General features: G+C 63.7%; 16 protein-coding genes. 10 read left to right on the top strand and 6 right to left on the bottom strand.

From position 1 onward, the window contains the following. The first annotated feature begins 59 nt into the window (after window positions 1-59). Genes L2Y97_RS12240 through L2Y97_RS12230 form a run of 3 tightly spaced genes read left to right on the top strand, consistent with a single transcriptional unit; the run spans window position 60 to window position 2613 of the window. A complete protein-coding gene (locus L2Y97_RS12240; protein WP_283248261.1) occupies window positions 60-1481 on the top strand; it encodes a cytochrome ubiquinol oxidase subunit I in 1422 nt (473 codons plus the stop codon). A 5-nt stretch (window positions 1482-1486) separates the two neighbouring features. Beyond that, on the top strand, window positions 1487-2494 hold the full coding sequence (gene cydB / locus L2Y97_RS12235; RefSeq protein ID WP_247426794.1) for a cytochrome d ubiquinol oxidase subunit II: 1008 nt from the start codon (window positions 1487-1489) through the stop codon (window positions 2492-2494). Further along, window positions 2494-2613: a DUF2474 family protein gene (locus L2Y97_RS12230; protein WP_247426791.1), complete on the top strand. Its 120-nt coding sequence runs from the start codon at window positions 2494-2496 to the stop codon at window positions 2611-2613. Before cydB ends, L2Y97_RS12230 begins: the two co-directional genes overlap by 1 nt. 48 nt (window positions 2614-2661) lie before the next feature. On the opposite strand, the gene L2Y97_RS12225 is transcribed toward L2Y97_RS12230, so the two are convergent. Both L2Y97_RS12225 and L2Y97_RS12220 read right to left on the bottom strand, forming a co-directional pair. Beyond that, on the bottom strand, window positions 2662-3084 hold the full coding sequence (locus tag L2Y97_RS12225) for a hypothetical protein (RefSeq protein WP_247426788.1): 423 nt from the start codon (window positions 3082-3084) through the stop codon (window positions 2662-2664). A gap of 122 nt (window positions 3085-3206) precedes the next feature. After that, on the bottom strand, window positions 3207-3449 hold the full coding sequence (locus tag L2Y97_RS12220; RefSeq protein WP_247426785.1) for a hypothetical protein: 243 nt from the start codon (window positions 3447-3449) through the stop codon (window positions 3207-3209). A 276-nt stretch (window positions 3450-3725) separates the two neighbouring features. On the opposite strand from L2Y97_RS12220, the gene L2Y97_RS12215 reads away from it, so the two are divergent. Next, entirely contained in the window at window positions 3726-3983 is a 258-nt protein-coding gene (locus L2Y97_RS12215; protein ID WP_247426783.1) for a hypothetical protein, read from the top strand. Between the two features lie 21 nt (window positions 3984-4004). On the opposite strand, the gene L2Y97_RS12210 is transcribed toward L2Y97_RS12215, so the two are convergent. The 3 genes from L2Y97_RS12210 to L2Y97_RS12200 all read right to left on the bottom strand — a co-directional run bounded on the left by L2Y97_RS12210 (window position 4005) and on the right by L2Y97_RS12200 (window position 7608). Further along, window positions 4005-5579 carry a putative bifunctional diguanylate cyclase/phosphodiesterase gene (locus L2Y97_RS12210; RefSeq protein ID WP_247426780.1) on the bottom strand — a complete coding sequence of 525 codons (1575 nt, stop codon included), beginning with the start codon at window positions 5577-5579 and terminating at the stop codon, window positions 4005-4007. A gap of 199 nt (window positions 5580-5778) precedes the next feature. Continuing rightward, window positions 5779-6621 (bottom strand): alpha/beta fold hydrolase, encoded by an 843-nt coding sequence (locus tag L2Y97_RS12205; protein ID WP_247436782.1) that lies wholly within the window; start codon window positions 6619-6621, stop codon window positions 5779-5781. Between the two features lie 276 nt (window positions 6622-6897). Beyond that, window positions 6898-7608, bottom strand: coding sequence for an SDR family oxidoreductase (locus tag L2Y97_RS12200; RefSeq protein WP_247426777.1), 711 nt, complete (start codon window positions 7606-7608; stop codon window positions 6898-6900). A gap of 102 nt (window positions 7609-7710) precedes the next feature. Here L2Y97_RS12200 and L2Y97_RS12195 point away from each other — a divergent pair, with 102 nt between their 5' ends. Next, window positions 7711-8616, top strand: a complete 906-nt coding sequence (locus L2Y97_RS12195; protein WP_247426774.1) for a LysR family transcriptional regulator — start codon at window positions 7711-7713, stop codon at window positions 8614-8616. Between the two features lie 3 nt (window positions 8617-8619). Here L2Y97_RS12195 and L2Y97_RS12190 read toward each other — a convergent pair whose 3' ends face one another. Continuing rightward, window positions 8620-9228, bottom strand: a complete 609-nt coding sequence (locus tag L2Y97_RS12190) for a hypothetical protein (protein WP_247426771.1) — start codon at window positions 9226-9228, stop codon at window positions 8620-8622. A 387-nt stretch (window positions 9229-9615) separates the two neighbouring features. Here L2Y97_RS12190 and L2Y97_RS12185 point away from each other — a divergent pair, with 387 nt between their 5' ends. The 5 genes from L2Y97_RS12185 (at window position 9616) to L2Y97_RS12165 (ending at window position 16810) form a co-directional block, all read left to right on the top strand. After that, window positions 9616-10866, top strand: a complete 1251-nt coding sequence (locus L2Y97_RS12185) for an efflux RND transporter periplasmic adaptor subunit (protein WP_247426768.1) — start codon at window positions 9616-9618, stop codon at window positions 10864-10866. A gap of 16 nt (window positions 10867-10882) precedes the next feature. Next, window positions 10883-11653, top strand: coding sequence for an ABC transporter ATP-binding protein (locus L2Y97_RS12180; RefSeq protein ID WP_343218402.1), 771 nt, complete (start codon window positions 10883-10885; stop codon window positions 11651-11653). Window positions 11654-11724: 71 nt separating this feature from the next. After that, complete coding sequence (locus L2Y97_RS12175) at window positions 11725-14091, top strand: ADOP family duplicated permease (protein WP_247426762.1); 2367 nt, start codon at window positions 11725-11727, stop codon at window positions 14089-14091. Window positions 14092-14124: 33 nt separating this feature from the next. Next, the gene (locus L2Y97_RS12170; RefSeq protein ID WP_247426760.1) at window positions 14125-15513 is read left to right on the top strand and encodes a sigma-54-dependent transcriptional regulator; all 1389 of its coding nucleotides are present in this window, start codon (window positions 14125-14127) and stop codon (window positions 15511-15513) included. Then, on the top strand, window positions 15500-16810 hold the full coding sequence (locus L2Y97_RS12165) for a sensor histidine kinase (protein ID WP_247426758.1): 1311 nt from the start codon (window positions 15500-15502) through the stop codon (window positions 16808-16810). Before L2Y97_RS12170 ends, L2Y97_RS12165 begins: the two co-directional genes overlap by 14 nt. The last annotated feature ends 3 nt before the right edge of the window (window positions 16811-16813 follow it).

The following is a 16813-nucleotide window of genomic DNA, read 5'->3' as shown; positions in this document are numbered from 1 at the left end:
CAAACGGTTCCACCGCGATAGGCGTAATTTGCACGCCATACCCCGTGGAAGTGCATCCCGTGCTGACTTCACCTGACCAGGCACTCCTGCTCGCGCGCTGGCAATTCGCGTTTACCGTCTCGTTCCACATCATCTTTCCGGCGATAAGCATCGGCCTTGCCAGCTACCTTGCCGTGCTGGAAGGCCTTTGGCTGCGCACCAGGAACACGGTTTACCGCGACCTGTTTTTCTTCTGGTCCAAGGTGTTCGCCGTCGGCTTTGCCATGGGCGTCGTGTCCGGGGTGGTGATGAGCTATGAGTTCGGCACAAACTGGTCGGGCTTTTCGACCGTTGCCGGCTCGGTCACCGGTCCCTTGCTCGCCTTCGAGGTGATGACCGCCTTTTTCCTTGAGGCGGGTTTCCTCGGCATTATGCTCTTTGGCTGGCACAAGGTCGGGCCGCGGGCCCACTTCTTCGCCACGGTGATGGTGGCGACAGGTACGCTCATCTCGACGTTCTGGATTCTTGCATCGAACAGCTGGATGCAGACGCCGCAGGGTTATGCGCTTGAAGATGGCCGGATTGTGCCGGTGGACTGGTGGCAAATCGTCTTCAATCCGTCGTTTCCGTATCGTCTCGTGCATATGGCGCTTGCGGCGTTCATCGTCGCGGCAACCCTTGTCGCGGCATGCTCTGCCTGGCACCTGCTGCGAGGCCGGGGTGATGCGGCGATCCGGAAGGCCTTTTCCATGGCGCTATGGATGCTGCTTGTGGTCGTGCCTATTCAGATCTTCGTGGGGGATGCTCATGGCATCAACACGCGCGAACACCAGCCCGCCAAGATCGCCGCCATAGAGGGGCTCTGGGAGACGGAACACGGCGGGACGGCACTTAACCTGGTCGGCTGGCCGGATATGGAGCGCGAAGAGACGCGCTGGGCGGTGAAGGTCCCGCATCTGGGGAGCGTCATCCTGACTCATTCCTGGGACGGGGAAATCCGTGGGCTGAAGGACTTCGCGCCCGAAGACCGGCCGAATTCGACGATCGTTTTCTGGAGCTTCCGCATCATGGTCGGCATGGGCCTGCTCCTGCTGCTTATGGCGCTGGCAGGGCTCCTCCTGAGGCGCGGCGGGCGGCTCTACGCCAACCGTTTCTTCCAGCGCTTCGTGCTGCTGATGGCCCCGTCGGGTCTGATCGCATTGCTTGCGGGATGGATAACGACGGAGGCCGGCCGCCAGCCGTGGGTGGTCTACGGCGTGCTGCGCACCAAGGACGCCGTGTCGGCGGTCTCCGCACAGCAGGTGGGCACGTCTCTAATGATATTCGTGGTCGTTTACTTCGCCGTGTTCGGCACCGGCATCTATTACATGCTCAAGCTCATGGGGAAGGGGCCCGATCTGCCGCGCGATGCCGCCGAGGCTGCTGCGCCTGACACAGGGAAGGGCGCCCCGCGCTTCGACCACCGGCCGCTGTCGCGGCCCACCGACCCCATCGACGAGTGACGGACATGACTATCGACTTGCCGGTTGTCTGGGCGGCCATCATTGCTTTCGGGGTGTTCCTATACGTCCTTCTCGATGGGTTCGACCTCGGGATAGGGCTGCTCTTTCCGTTCTTCGATCGGGAGCACGACCGGCAGACCATGCTCAACACCGTCGCGCCCGTGTGGGATGGCAACGAGACCTGGATGGTGTTGGGCGGCGCGTCGCTGTACGCGGCGTTTCCCGTGGCGTACTCGGTGCTTTTACCGGCCACCTACCTGCCTATCATCGGCATGGTCTGTGGTCTCATTTTCCGTGGCGTTGCGTTTGAGATCCGCGCCAAGGCCCGGCGCTCCCAGCGCTTGTGGGATGTGGCCTTCATGATGGGCTCGGCAACGGCGGTCTTCTGCCAGGGCCTCATCCTCGGCACACTCCTCCAGGGCGTCCCTGTGGTCGACCGCAAATTCGCCGGCGGCCCGTTCGACTGGCTTTCCCCGTTCGGACTACTCGCGGGCCTGGGCTTGCTGGTCACCTACGCCACGCTCGCCTGTGGCTGGCTCATCATGAAAACCGACGGCGATTTGCAGCGCCGGGTACACGTGGCGATGAAACCCCTGGTGTGGCTATTGCTGGCCTTCATCGTGGCGGTGAGCGGATGGACGGTCCTCGGCCAGGCGAGCGTGGCCGCCCGCTGGTTCTCCCTTCCGAACCTGTTCTTCTTCCTTCCGGTGCCCTTGCTCGTCGTCCTCTGCGTGGCAGGCATCCTGCACGCGCTGGGCAAGCGATACGATCGGCGGCCGTTCGTGCTGACGGCAGCCATCCTGTTCCTGGGCTATACCGGCCTCATCATCTCCATCTTCCCCAACATCATCCCACCCGGCCTCGATATCTGGGCCGCATCCTCTCCACCATCGAGCCAGAAGTTCACCCTGGTGGGCGCGGCCATCATCATCCCGATCATCCTGTGCTACTCGGCGATGTCGTACTGGGTGTTCCGTGGGAAGGTGCGTCACGACGACCCGGGCTACCACTGATGGCACGCGGACCTGAGTCCTTCGTCCGCCGGGCTGCGTGGTTTGTTGCCCTCTACGTGGGCGGTGTGGTCGCCGTGGCGATCATTGCGCTGGCATTCCGGGTTCTGATGCCGCACTAAGGCAGGCCGCTACGGCGTAGCGCGTCCTCTCCGCGAGTGGCTATTCAGTCACCTCGTATGGCCCGAGGGGCGAGAGGCGGCGAGCCTGGCTTCGAGGACAGCGAATCTATTGTCGATCTTGGCGTTGAGGACAGCGAATCTATCATCGATCCGGGCGTTGAGCGTGAGGACTTTGTCGTCGAACCTAATCTTGAGTGCGCTGAGGTCGCTGCCGATCTTGTCAATAGCGCGCTCAAGAGACGTAACTCGTCTCTTGATCTCACGAACGTCATTGCGGATATCTTCGATATCATGGCGCACGTAGAAAGAGCCGTCTTCCAACCGAGTGAGTCGCGCGTGCAAGCCGATATCATCTGGTGGTCGCGTGGACGTTGAAGGCCCGCTTGAAGAGGTTTGCACTTCGGTTCTGGTGGCGGCGTCGATAAATGGCGTGTCCACGTTGCTCCCCATGTGATTGATGGATGTGGTCACGCAATGCTACGGCGGGTCTGTGTGCGAATGGCCCGCGTTGCTCTGTAAGAAACGGCTGATTTCGGGAGGTCGAGTCCTTGGACGGCGCGAGCAAGTTTCAGGAATTTCTTACAGGGTGGTCGCTAGCTCAAATCCAACCCAATTTTCCGACTAAGAGCAAACGTGGCAATCAACAAGCCCGTGAGCAACAGCCCGAAGATAACGACCACGGCAGCCGCCTTGCCGGCCACGCGCAGCACCGCGCCTCGCTCATAGACGCGACCCTTTCGCTTTTGCTCGTAGTGCCACTTGATGGCAAGGAACATGCCTGTGCCAAAAATGATGGCCTTGAAGGTGAAAAAGACGATGGGGAACCAATCCAACATTTCTCTACTTCCTGGCTTTGGCTAGCCGCTGGTTATCGCGAGGCGCTCACTGGGGTGCTGAGCTCGCGGGCATGCTATCCAGAAACAATTGCCATACATCAGGACAAATTGTCCCACCTGTTGACCCTCCCCGGCTGAGGCGGCGGGGCGTCCGGCGGGGGCCTGGCTACCGTCCGCAGCTGGGTCGAGGCTAAAGAGGCGGTAGTAATACGATTGGCTGATACCCACCCCGCGGCAAGGCGCGTAGGTTCATAAGCTGCGCCGCGGAGGTCAGCCATGGTCACCCTTTCAGTTCGTTGCACCGATCAACGCGCCAGTGACTGTTTCAAGACGGTGGAAGTCGAAACGGGCGTTTCGGAACTTACCCCGGCGCAACTGGCCGAAATCTTCGAGAGGGGGCCGTCACGGCCGCCCACGAGTGTGCCGGCAGCCGCCGCCATCGTGCCCGATACCACCTACTTCGTGCCGGTGAGCCTCGATGACGCCGTGTGCGCGTCGTGCCTTAGAGACCGGTCATCCGAGATTCCCGAGTGAGGGTGCCGGGCGGGGCGAGCACTACGAACGGCAGACGTGCGACTGGTCCCGCCCCGTAAGTCGCCGCGCCTCCTCAGCGGTCAGCGCCTCACTGAACAAGAAGCCCTGCGCTTCATCGCACCCCTCGCCGAGCAATGCCCGGCGCTGGGCGGCGTCCTCCACGCCTTCCGCCGTGACCTTCACCCCCAGCCCATGGCCCAGGCCAAGCAGCGCGCGGACAATGGCAACGCTTTCGGCCTCGGTGGCCATGGAATCGACGAAGCTGCGGTCGATCTTGATGCGGTCCACCTTGAAGCTGCGCAGGTGATACAGGCTTGAATAGCCCGTGCCGAAATCATCGAGGGCGATACGCACGCCAAGGTCGCGCAGGCCCGCCAGCGCCGTCTGTGCGGCTTGCAGGTCGCGCACGAGCGTGTTTTCGGTGATCTCGAGTTCCAGCCGACCCGGTGGCAGGCCGGATTCGTCCAGAGTCCGGGTCACCATGGCGGCGAAGTCAGGCAGGTGGAGCTGCACAGGCGATACGTTGACGGAAACGATGAGGTTGCCATCCCAGCTCATCGCCTCCCGGCAGGCCTCACCAAGCACATGGGCTCCCAGGGCGTTGATGACACCACATTCCTCGGCAATGGGAATAAAGCGCTCAGGTGGAATATCGCCCCAGGCCGCGTGATGCCAGCGGGCGAGGGCTTCGAAGCCGGTGAGCGCGCCGGTTTGTAGATCGACCTGGGGTTGGAAGTGCACCTGGATGTCGCCGCCGATAACTGCCTTGCGCAGCGCGGATTCCAGCTCGGCACGGACCCTGACTTGTTCATCCATTTCTTCGAGGAAGAACTTCACCGCCGAGCCACGCTCGCTTTTCGCTCGGTAGAGCGCGATATCGGCTCGCCGCACGAGTTCGCTTTCCGCCTGGGCATCCTGGGGGTAAAACGCCACGCCAATACCCACGCCCACGCTGTGCTCGTTGTCACCCACGCGAACGGGTTGCTTCAGCGACTCGATGATGCGCAAGGCGATGCTTGTTGCTTCCTCCGGGCCGAAGAGGTGGTTCGCGACAATGGCGAATTCATCGCCGCCCAGCCGGGCCACGACATCGGCGTGGCGCCGCACGCAACCCTTGATACGTCCGGCGACGATCGTCAGCACCTGGTCCCCGATGGGGTGGCCGTACACATCGTTGATGAGCTTGAAGCGATTGAGGTCCAGCATGAAGACCGCATGCACGCGTGCCGAACCGGGTGGGGCGGCGACGGCCGTGGCTACCGCTTCATCGAATCGCCGGCGATTGGCCAGGCCCGTCAGCGGATCCTGGAGCGCAAGGACCCGCGCCTCGCGCTCAGCCACGATCCGGCGCTCGACTTCCTGCGATTGCGCTTTCATGCGCCGCTGCATCACCACCACGAATACGCCGACGACAACTACCACGGCAATGAGCTCGGCAAGCTCGAGCTCACCGGCCTTGCCTGGCGCGACACCAAGGTGTCGCAGCAGGTCGTATTCAAACCCAAGAAACACCAGCACGCCCGCGACGGCGAGCACGACGGCAGCATCCCAGATCTGAAAGCGGTGGCGCATCAACCACTCCTGCGGCTCAGTCATGCGGGCTCCGGCGGGTAAACGGGCCACCCATGCCATGTATCGGCCCGCTGACCGGACTTTATCGGTGCAGCGCGTCCGCCGTTTCGTTTTGGCCGAATTCGCAGAGTGCAGGGACCGCGCGCCGATCGTCCTCCGATCCCCGAAAAAAAAAGAACGGGGCGCCTGAGCGCCCCGTTCCGTTCCTGCATCAGGCGGCGTTTCAGCCCTTGATGAACGCCAGGATATCCGCGTTCAGCTCATCCGGATGCACCGTCAGCATGCCGTGCGGGTAGCCCGGGTAGATCTTCAGCTTGCTGTTCTTCAGCAGCTTGGCCGAGAGCACGCCGGCATCCTTGTACGGCACCACCTGGTCGTCATCACCGTGCAGTACCAGCGTCGGCACCGTGATCTTTTTCAGGTCTTCGGTCTGGTCGGTCTCGGAGAAGGCCTTGATGCCGTCGTAGTGGGCCTTGGCCGCACCGGTCATGCCCTGGCGCCACCAGTTCAGGATGATGGGCTGAGACACCTTCGCGCCCGGGCGGTTGAAGCCGTAGAACGGGCCGGAGGCCACATCCCAGTAGAAGTTCGAGCGGTTCTCGGCAAGCGCCTTGCGGAAGCCATCGAACACTTCGAGCGGCAAGCCGCCCGGGTTGGCTTCGGTCTTCAGCATCAGCGGCGGGACGGCGCTGACGAGCACGGCCTTGGCCACGCGGCCATTCGGCTGGCCGAAATTCGCCACATAACGCGCCACTTCGCCACCACCGGTGGAGTGACCGATGTGCACGGCGTTCTTCAGGTCCAGGTGCTCGACGACAGCCCACGCGTCAGCCGCGTAGTGATCCATGTCGTGGCCTTCGCTCACCTGCTGCGAGCGGCCGTGGCCACGGCGGTCGTGCGCGATGACGCGGAAGCCCTTGCCGAGGAAGAACAGCAGCTGCGCATCCCAGTCGTCCGCGGAGAGCGGCCAGCCGTGATGGAACACGATCGGCTGGGCATCCTTCGGACCCCAATCCTTGAAGAAGATTTCCACGCCATCCTTGGTGATGACGGTGGACGTCTCCATGCGATGGCCGCCAGCGGCCGACTTGCCCGGAGCCGGCGCGGCGCTGGCCGTGCTGCCAGCGGCCATGGCTGCGCCGGCAACCATGGCACCTGCGGTAAGGCCAGCCGTGGTGACGAACTTGCGCCGGGGGGCGTCATGCGACGCAGTAATCTCGATCTCGCTCACGGGAGGTCCCCTACATTGTTAATGGTCAGGGAACTATGCGGGAGCGAACGGATTCGCTCTTGCACAAGCCTGCTGTCCAAAACAGACAACGCGGTACATAACGCCGCAGGCTCAGGCGATGGAACCGCCACCATCTACCGTGATCGTCGAGCCCGTGGTGAACCCCGTGCCCGCCGCATACAGCACTGCATTCGCAATATCCTCGGCTTCACCCACGCGTTTGGCCGGAAGCTTGCCCGCGGCGGTGGCGAAGAAGGCGCTGCGTGTCGCTTCATCCATGCCGTTCCACAGCGGCGTGCGAATGACGCCGGGGGATACGGCATTAACCCTTACGGGGGAGAACTCCAGGGCTAGCCCACGCACGAGACTTTCAAGTGCCGCGTTGATCGCGCCCTGCAGGACCGATGTCGCGCTGGGGCGCACGGCGAGGAAGCCGGATACCAACGTGAGGGAGCCGCCATCACGAATCTTCGCCGCGCGAGCGACGCGGTAGGCGCCCCAGAACTTGCTCTCCATGGCCGCGTAGGCGCCCTCGAGCCCCAACTGGCGAATCGGGCCACCCGGGGTTTTCGCGGCCGAGACCACGACGTGGTCCCAGGTCCGGCCACCCAGCAAGGCCTCGACGGCAGCGTTGTCGGCCGTATCGAGCTCGACCGCCTGGGCGCCGTGGCCGATGAGGCTGGCGGCCTCCTGCAGCTTGCCGGCCGAGCGCGAGGCAATGGTCACGTTTGCCCCGGCGTTGGCGAAAGCCTTGGCCGTCGCCAGGCCAATGCCGGAGCTGCCGCCGACGATGAGGACATGCTGGTCAGTGAACGTGTTCATGTAAGTTCTCTGCAAGGAAGGAGGGTGTGGAGACACTATGATTCTTGCCGCCGGACCGAAAAAGCATCGCTACCCCGAAAGACTCTTGCCGGACCATAAACAATGCTCGACAACCTGCTCGAACTGACCATCTTTGCCCGTATCGTCGCCACGGGCAGCTTGTCCGGGGCGGCCCGGGAGCTGGATCTGTCCCTGGCCGTGGTCAGCAAGCGACTGACGGCGCTTGAAGAGCGCCTGGGCGTCCGGCTGCTGCAGCGGACCACCCGCAGACAGTCGCTGACGGAGGAGGGCGAGGCCTTCCACGCCCGCTGCGTGAGAATCCTTGCCGAGGTACAGGAGGCCGAAGCGGCGGTGTCCCGAACCCGTGATGCCGTGACAGGCGTGTTGCGGGTTGCGGCGCCGCGAGCCTTCGGCCGGCGGCGCATTGCGCCCCTGGCCGTCGCGTTCCGCGAGGTGCACCCCGAGGTGTGCGTGCAACTCACATTGAGCGACGCCTTGGTCGATATCGTTGAGGACGGCATCGATGTGGCCATTCGCTTTGGTGCCCTGGCCGATTCATCGCATATCGCGCGGCGGCTCGCCCCCAATTATCGGATCCTGTGCGCAGCGCCTGCATACCTCGCCCTCCATGGTATGCCGAAGGAGCCTGCGGCACTGGCAAAACACGATTGCATCATCTTCGGTGAACATCCGACCCGTGAGTGGACCTTTAGGGACAAGGAGGGCGAGACATCCGTACGGGTGAATCCCGCCTATGTCACCAATGACGGTGAAGCAGCGCACTCCCTGGCGCTGGCAGGCGGAGGCATTGTGCAAAAGTCGATATGGGACGTGGGTGATGACCTCGGCACCGGGCGGCTCGTCCGCGTGTTACCGGATCATGCGATCCCGGCCGCACCGCTGCATGCGCTATACGCCAACGCACAGCACCTGGCGCCGAAGGTCAGGGCATTCGTTTCGTTTTGCGCGGAAGCGCTTGAGAAGGATTGGCGATGGGGTGAAGCCTGAACATCAGCCACGCAAGGCCTCGAAAACCTCAGCCACAACCGGGTGACCGCTTGCACGAAGAAGGACGGCGATTAACGCCGCAGCCGACATCAGTAGCGCGGTGGTTCCGGCAAGGGCCCAGAGGGCAAACTGATGCTTCGTCATATACCGATCGGCAAGACTGTCTATCTTCTCAATGAGCGAGCGATGCACGCCATCGATCTTTTCGTGTAACGATTGGTTGAAGCCATCGATCTTGTTGTTCAACGTTTGGTTTAAGCCATCAATCTTGTCGTTCAGCGTTTGGTGCACGCCATCAATCTTGTCATTCAACGCTTGGTTGAAGCCATCGATCTTCTCATTCAGCGCTTGGCGGACGCCATCAATCTTTGCATCCATGGCGCCCAATCGAGCTTCTGTTCGTGCGACGGCACATTCGAGAGCCCCCACGCGTTCCCTGACGTCACGCATGTCGGTGCGTATGTCGGCCACATCACGTCGGATATGGCCGACGTCGGATTCGAGCTTGCTTATTTTTGCTTCCATGAGCGCTTCTCGAGGCGGTTTGTTTTGCATGGCTACGCCCGAAGGTATTGCTCCGTTAGCGCGGTAATCGCGAAGTCGTGCAGCCATGGACGTACTGACCCTTGGTTTGACCAGTTGCCCTTAGGCTAAGTGCTTTCCGCGCAAGACGTGCCCGCATCGTTGCGTAGTACTTCCCTTACAAGCGCGCCCAAGACAAATAAAAAGCCCGCGGAGGGGGCCGCGGGCTTGGGTGTACGTCCATCAATGCAAAGGCTGCAGGGGAACAGCCGGAGATGCGTGGGACCGGTGCCTCTCGGCAACCTTGGGAATAAATATACTCGCCAGTACATGAATGGATGTTAAGCCGAGGCAGGCCAAGCGAAGTTGTCCCCCGAAACCGTACACAACCTGTCCGCCTTCGTACGCTCACTGTGCCGTTAAACGGCGCCCCAGAGCCATTCAGCGCGTTGGCACGCCCCGTGCTGTGTGCCCCGTATGGATATTGCAAAAGCCGCGACCCCTGTTCTCCGCCGCCCCCGCACCTGGTGGCTAGCCGGCATTGCCGCCGGGCTGGCGCTGGTCTTGGCCGTCTCGCTGGCCCTGGGCCGGGCGGCCCCGACGGTGAAACGCTCCGACGTCTGGATCGGCACCGCCGAGCAGGGTGAGATGAAGCGAGAGATCCGCGCCAACGGCACGCTTGTACCTCGCCAGGTCCGCTGGATTACGGCGGGTGCGCCGGCCACGGTGCAGCAGGTGGTCGTTGAGCCGGGGGCGCGGGTTACGGCGGATACGCTGATCCTGCAATTGGTGAACCCGGAGCTGCAGGCCAACTTCGCGAAGCAGAAGGCGGCGCTTGCGGGTGCGGAAGCCGCCGTAGCTGCGCAGAAGGCCCTCCTGCACTCACAGCTGCTCGATGCCCAATCAATGCAAACCCAGGCCGAATCCGACCTGCTGACCGCCGACATCAAGCGCGTCGCAAACGAGCGCGCGTTCGAGAAGGGCGCCTCGGCCGAGATCGAGGTGAAGCAGAGCAAGATCACGGTTGAACAGGACCGCAAGCGCCTCGCGATACAGGAGCAGCGCGTAACCGCGATCAAGGCCAATATCGAAGCTCAAGTACGTTCGGAAGAGGCCAAGCGCGATGAGGCCATGAGCGCACTGGCGATTGCACGGCAGCAACTGGATGCCTTGGGTGTTCGCGCTGGCATCGACGGCATCCTGCAGCAGGTGGACGTGGAGCCCGGCCAGCAGATCCCGTCCGGCGGGAAGCTGGCCCGGGTTGCCCGGCCCGATGACCTGATTGCCCGCTTACAGGTACCCGAAGCCCTCGCCAACGAGGTGGCCCTCGATCTGCCTGTGGATGTCGACACGCGCAATGGCCACGTCACGGGGCGGCTCATCCGTGTTGACCCCTCGGTGCGCAACGGCAGCGTCACTGTCGACGTTGCCTTTGAGAAGCCCTTGCCAGCGGGTGCGCGTCCCGATCTTTCGGTCGAAGGCCGCGTGGTCCTTGGCACGCTTGCCAACGTCGTGAACGTCGGCCGCCCCTACGGCGCCGGCGCCGACCAGGCTGGCTCGCTCTTCGTGATTCATCCTGGCGATAACGAAGCCCACCGCGTGTCGGTACGCTACGGTGCCATGTCAAGCGACCGCGCCGCGGTGCTCGAGGGTTTGCACGCAGGTGACCAGGCCATTCTTTCAGATACCAGCCAGTGGAACGGCTATGACACCCTACGACTACGTTGAGATGGAGAGCGACCTGATGACCCCTGCGACGACCGCGAATGACCGCGCACCGCTGATCCGCCTGGAGGGCCTGGGCAAGGTGTTCCATACCGATGAGGTGGAGACCCACGCGCTTTCCGGCGTCTCGCTGGATATCCACGCGGGCGACTTCGTCGCCATCACGGGGCCCTCCGGCTGCGGCAAGTCCACCCTCCTGTCGATGCTTGGCCTGCTTGATTCGCCTAGCACAGGGCGTTTCCTTCTCGATGGCAGCGATGTGGCCGGGCTGGACCCGCGCAGCCAGGCACGCGTGCGCAACGCGAAGATTGGTTTCATCTTCCAGGCGTTCAACCTGATCGCCGACCTTACCGTCGAAGAGAACGTTGCACTGCCGCTGACATTTCGCGATGACTACCGGCGCGACGTGGCCCAGCGTCGCGTGCGTGAAGTGTTGGATCAGGTCGGCATGAGCCACCGTAACCGCCACTTTCCGGGGCAGCTTTCCGGCGGCCAGCAGCAACGCGTGGCCGTGGCGCGTGCCCTGGTGGGCGAGCCGCGCATCCTGCTGGCGGACGAGCCCTCGGGCAACCTGGATTCACGCAACGGTGAAGCGGTGATGCAGCTGCTGGAGCAGCTGAATCGCGACGGTGCCACGCTGTGCATGGTGACCCACGATCCGGCCTTCGCCCGCCGGGCTGGCCGTATCGTGCACATGCTCGATGGCTGCATCGTGGATGAAGACACCTTCGAGCGGCTGCGCAACGAAGAAGACAGCGACATGCCGCTGTTACGCGAGGTAACGCCGTGATATCCGTGACGGTCGCGCTCATTGAGTTACGCCAGACGTGGCGCGGAATGTTCCGCCGACCAGCGTTCCTTATGCTAGCGGTATTCACGTTATCGCTTGGCGTGGCCACGATCACCGCGATGTTCGCCTTGCTGGACCAGGCATTGCTGAAGCCGTTGCCGTTCCCACACGCCGAGCGCCTCGTCACGCTGGGCACATACATGGATGACTACGGGAATGCCGCCGCGCCAGGCTACTACGCGCCGTTGCGAGCCATGCCGTCGATCGAATCGGCCGGGATGATCGATGGCGGCAATGTCAACGTGAATATCGCGCCCGGCGGCCGCCCTGAAGTGGCGTTGGCCACGCACGCGGATCGCGGCTTCTTCGAGACACTAGGCTTGCCGATGGCATTGGGCCGCAATTTCGACGAGGCGGAGAATCGCCCCAACGGGCCCGGCGCGGTGATCCTCACGCACGCATTCTGGCAGTCGCGATTCGGCGGTGATCCCGCCGTGGTCGGCCAGACATTGCAGGTGGAAGGGCGGGGCGTGCAGATCATTGGCGTGTTGGCCCGTGATTTCCAGTGGCCGGTTTCGCTCGACATGGTGTTGTCGATGCAGCCCGATCCACTGTCGCAGAACATGTCCACGAACCAGCAGATCGTGGCGCGCCTCAAGCCAGGCGCCACGCTCGCAGGTGCCGCGGCGGAAACAGCCGCGACGCTCACGCCGCTGCTCCTGGCGTCGGCTGACGATCCGGCCCGTGCGCGCGAAGCGTTGAGCCTGCAACCGCCGAGGGCCATGCCGCTGCTGAGCGGTGCCTACGTGGGCGAGCATGGCAAGACGATATGGCTCTTCGTTGGCGCGGCGGCGTGCGTGCTGCTGATCGCCGTGATCAACCTGGCCAGCTTGATCTTGCTGCGCTCGCTGACCCGTACGCATGCCAGCGCCGTGCGCGCCGCGCTTGGCTCATCGACAGGCCGGCTTAGCTTGCCCGCCTTCGGCGAAGGCCTGTTGATTGGTTTGCTGGGCGCCGGCATAGGGCTGCTCCTGGCCTGGCTGGGCCTTAGGCTGATGGGCGATATCGTGCCGCCCGAGTGGCTACGGGGCGAACATGTGGCGCTGACCGGCATGAGCGTCGTCTTCGCGTTGATCGCTGGGCTTTCTGCTGCGGCCGGTGCAACGTTGCTGGCGGTATGGCGTGGTCGTCGCCGCGATTGGCGGCGCGAGCTGGTAGGTGGTGGCCGTGGCGGTATCAGTCGCGAGGATGGGCGAGCAGGGCGCGTGCTGGTCGTGGCGCAGGTCGCCGTGGCCGTCATCCTGCTGGTTGGCGCGGCCTTGTTCACCCGCACGTTGCGTGAGCTCGAATCCGTGCCGATGGGTTTCACCCGTAGCAACATCGCGACGTTCACCCTCTCGCCCGTGAAAGAGCAGTACGTCACCGTCGCCGACGTGTCGGCGCTCACGCGCAAGGTGCGCGAACGCCTGGGCCGGTCATCAGCCGTTGATGGGGTGGGTGTATCCAGCAACCTGCCGACCGGCTCCCAGTTGAACTGGCCTATCGTGCTACCCAATGGTTCGCCGCTGGGTGTGCAGTACCGCATGACAAGCCCCGGCTTTCTCGAAGCGATCGGTGTGCCTCTGTTGACCGGCCGCCTGTTCGAGGACACTGACACGGCGGGTGCCGACCCGGTCTGTCTGGTGAGCGCCGCGTTCGCACGCAAGTTCTTCGGCGATGGGAATGTCGTTGGCCGCGTGGTGATGCTGCGGCTGGACAACGATCGGCAGCGTCCCCTGCGCATCGTGGGGGTGGTCGGCGATGTGCGCCAGCGCGGCCCTGCTGAACCCATGCCGCCCATTCTCTATACGCCGTTGGCCCAGGTGCCTGAAGGCATCTGGTCGATCATGCGACAGTTCGGTCCGCTGAGCTTTGCGGTCCGCCTTCACCCGGGCATGGGGCTAAACGACGGTGCGTTGCGCGATGCCGTGAACGAGGTGGCTCCCGGCCAGCCGATAGCCAATGTGCAAACGCTTGAGGCGGTGGTGGGATCCACCACCAGTGCACAACGCCTCAACCTGCTGCTCGTGGGGTTGTTCGCCGGCCTGGCGCTGCTGCTTGCATCCGTGGGGCTATATGCCGTGATGTCCGTAGCGGTGGCCGCGCATCGGCACGAGTACGGTGTGCGCGCAGCACTAGGGGCAACGCGCTACCGGCTGCTGTTCACGGTGATTCGCGCGGCCGCGATGCAGGTGGGATTGGGCCTGGCCATTGGGCTGGCCGCCGCGATGGTGCTTTCACGCCTACTGGCAAGCTTTCTCTTTGGCATCCAGGCCCTGGATCCATTGGCGATCGGGGCGGTGCTCCTGGTTCTTGGCGCATCGGGCCTGCTGGCGAGCTTCCCACCAGCGTGGCGCGCAGCGCGGGTAAAGCCCATGCAGGCACTGCGCATCGACTAACCGCTTTTTCATTCAACTGATTAGACTGCCCGCATGGCCGAACCCACCCATATCGATCGCAGCAAGCCGCATATCCTCGTGGTGGATGACCAGGAGGCCGTGCGTGATGCCGTTCGCCTGCTGTTGAAGCATGCGGGTTACCGCACCAGCGAGGCGGCGACGCCTGAGGCCGCGTTGGCGATGGCGCAGGGCGATGATGTTGCCGCCGTCCTTGTCGACATGAACTACGGTAAGGACACGACATCCGGCGAGGAAGGGCTTGCCTTGATTCGCGACCTGGCATCTCTCAAGCCCGGTGTTCCCGTCATCGCCATGACCGCTTGGGCCAGCATAGAACTGGCGGTGGAGGCCATGCGCGAAGGCGCGGCCGATTTCATCGAGAAGCCGTGGCAGAACGCGCGGCTGCTCAGTGTGCTTGAGTCGCGTATCACGCTGAGCCGCCGCGAGCGCGACGTGCGGCGCCTGAGCGAGGCGCAGGCACTTCTGCTGGATGATGGCGAGGTCTTCGTGGCGGAATCGCCGGCCATGCGCCGGCTGATGGAGGATGTGGCGCGCATCGCCATGAGTGATGCGGCGGTGCTTCTGCTGGGCGAGAACGGCACCGGCAAGAGCGTGTTGGCGAAGCGAATCCACCAGCTTTCTCCTCGACGCAGGCAGGCGTTCGTCAAGGTGGATATCGGTGGCCTGGCACCTACGCTGTTCGAGGCGGAACTCTTTGGTCACGTGAAGGGTGCCTATACCGATGCGCGCCAGGATCGCGCCGGTCGTTTCGAAACCGCCGACGGCGGCACCTTGTTCCTCGACGAGATCGGCAACTTGCCGCTCGAGCAACAGCCCAAGCTCCTGCGCGTGCTGGAGGAGGGTGAGTTCGAACGCCTCGGCGCATCGCGTACGCAGCGCGTCGATGTGCGCGTGGTGGCCGCGACCAATGCCGACCTTGATGCGGCGGTGGAGGCAGGTCGTTTCCGGGAAGACCTTCTCTATCGGCTCAGCGTGTTTCCGCTGCGCCTGCCGGCATTACGTGAGCGCCGGGACGATATCGTGCCACTCGCCCGACACTACCTCGCCACGGCAAGCCGTCGCTACCGTCGGGAACCCCCCGTGATGGATGCTGCGGTAGAGCGCGCCATGCTCGAGCATGCATGGCCTGGCAACGTGCGGGAACTGGCACACGCCATGGAAAGGGCGGCCCTGCTGGGCGGAGACCGCATGCATGCAAGCGACCTGCGTTTGCGTAAGGCAGCGAAGTCGCGCGGCATGGAAGATATGACATTGGAGGATGCGGAAGCCATGATGCTGCGCGTGGCGATCGATCGCCACGACGGTAACCTCATGCGTGCCGCGGAGCATCTTGGCATCACCCGTCAACGGTTGTACCGGCGCCTGGAGAAATACGGGCTTCAGCGTGATGAGACGGAGTAGGGTCGACGCGGCGGGCCTGGTCGTGGCGCTCCCTGCGATCCTCGCGTTGGGAGGTGTCCTCGTGGTTGGCGTACCGGCGCCCGCGGAGGCGGTGGCTCTGCTGATCCTCGTCGTGGCGCTTACCCTTGTGGCAGGGCACGTGGCGGGCGAGCGGCCTAACCGACTGCGCACCGTGGCGAACCTGCTGGAAGCGCTGCGCGAGGGCGACTACGGCGTGCGCGCTTCAGCGACCGGACGCGCTGATGACTTCGGTGACATCGCCCGCCGCTTCAATGAGCTTGCCGCCCGGCTTCAGGACGAGCAGCGTGGTTTGCAGGAATCGCTGCAGTTGCTCAGCAAGACGCTGGCCGCCCTGGATGGGGCCGTATTTGCCTTTGAGCGTGATGGCCGCCTTCGCCTGGTCAACCCGGCTGGCGAACGCCTGCTGGGCCGGCCGGCACACGAACTACTCGGCACCGATGCCATGACGTTAGGTCTTGCGCCGTTTTTCGATGTGCCCTCGGGAGAGATTGTGCCGCATGTTTTTGCCAGTCAGACCGGTCGTTGGCAGGTGGGGCATGCCGCGTTGCGTAGCCGCAGCCAGGAAGGACGCCTGCTTGTGGTACAGCCGATGGAGCGAGCGTTGCGTGACGAAGAGGCGCTGGCATTCCGTCGTCTGTTGCGCGTGCTCAGTCACGAGATCACAAACTCCATGGCGCCGATTGGTTCGCTCGTGGAGACGCTGAAGGGCGTGTTGCCCGCAGCGGGAAAGCCCGTGGACGACGATCTGCACGATGACTTGCGCCATGGCCTGGAAGTGATTGGGCAGCGTAGCGCCGCGTTGCAACGGTTCGTTGGGCAGTACGCGCGTCTCGCCCGCCTGCCGCCACCTCAGCCCGCCCTGATGGATATCCCGCCATTCTGTGAGCAAGTCGTGCGGTTGTTCGACGACGTGCGTATTCGCATCACCCCTGGCGAAGCACTGCAGTGCCATGGCGACCGCGACCAGCTGGAACAGGTGCTGATCAACCTGCTGCGCAACGCGGTGGAGGCGGGTGGTGATCACGATGTGTTGCTCGGCTGGCGCCGCGTCGATGCGCGTGTGCTGGTCGAGGTCACCGATTGCGGTCCGGGATTGCCAGCGAGCGGCAATCTGTTCGTCCCGTTCTTCACCACGAAGACGCATGGTGCCGGCATCGGGCTGGCCCTGTCGCGGCAGATCGTGGAAGCCCAGGGTGGCACCCTGGAGTTGCACGGGCGCGACGGCGCGCAAGGCGCTGTCGCCCGACTAAGCCTGCCCCTGGCGAAAGCGGGCTAAACG

Source organism: Luteibacter aegosomatissinici, assembly GCF_023078495.1.
GTDB classification, from domain to species: domain Bacteria; phylum Pseudomonadota; class Gammaproteobacteria; order Xanthomonadales; family Rhodanobacteraceae; genus Luteibacter; species Luteibacter aegosomatissinici.
This window is presented reverse-complemented; position numbering and strand designations above follow the sequence as displayed.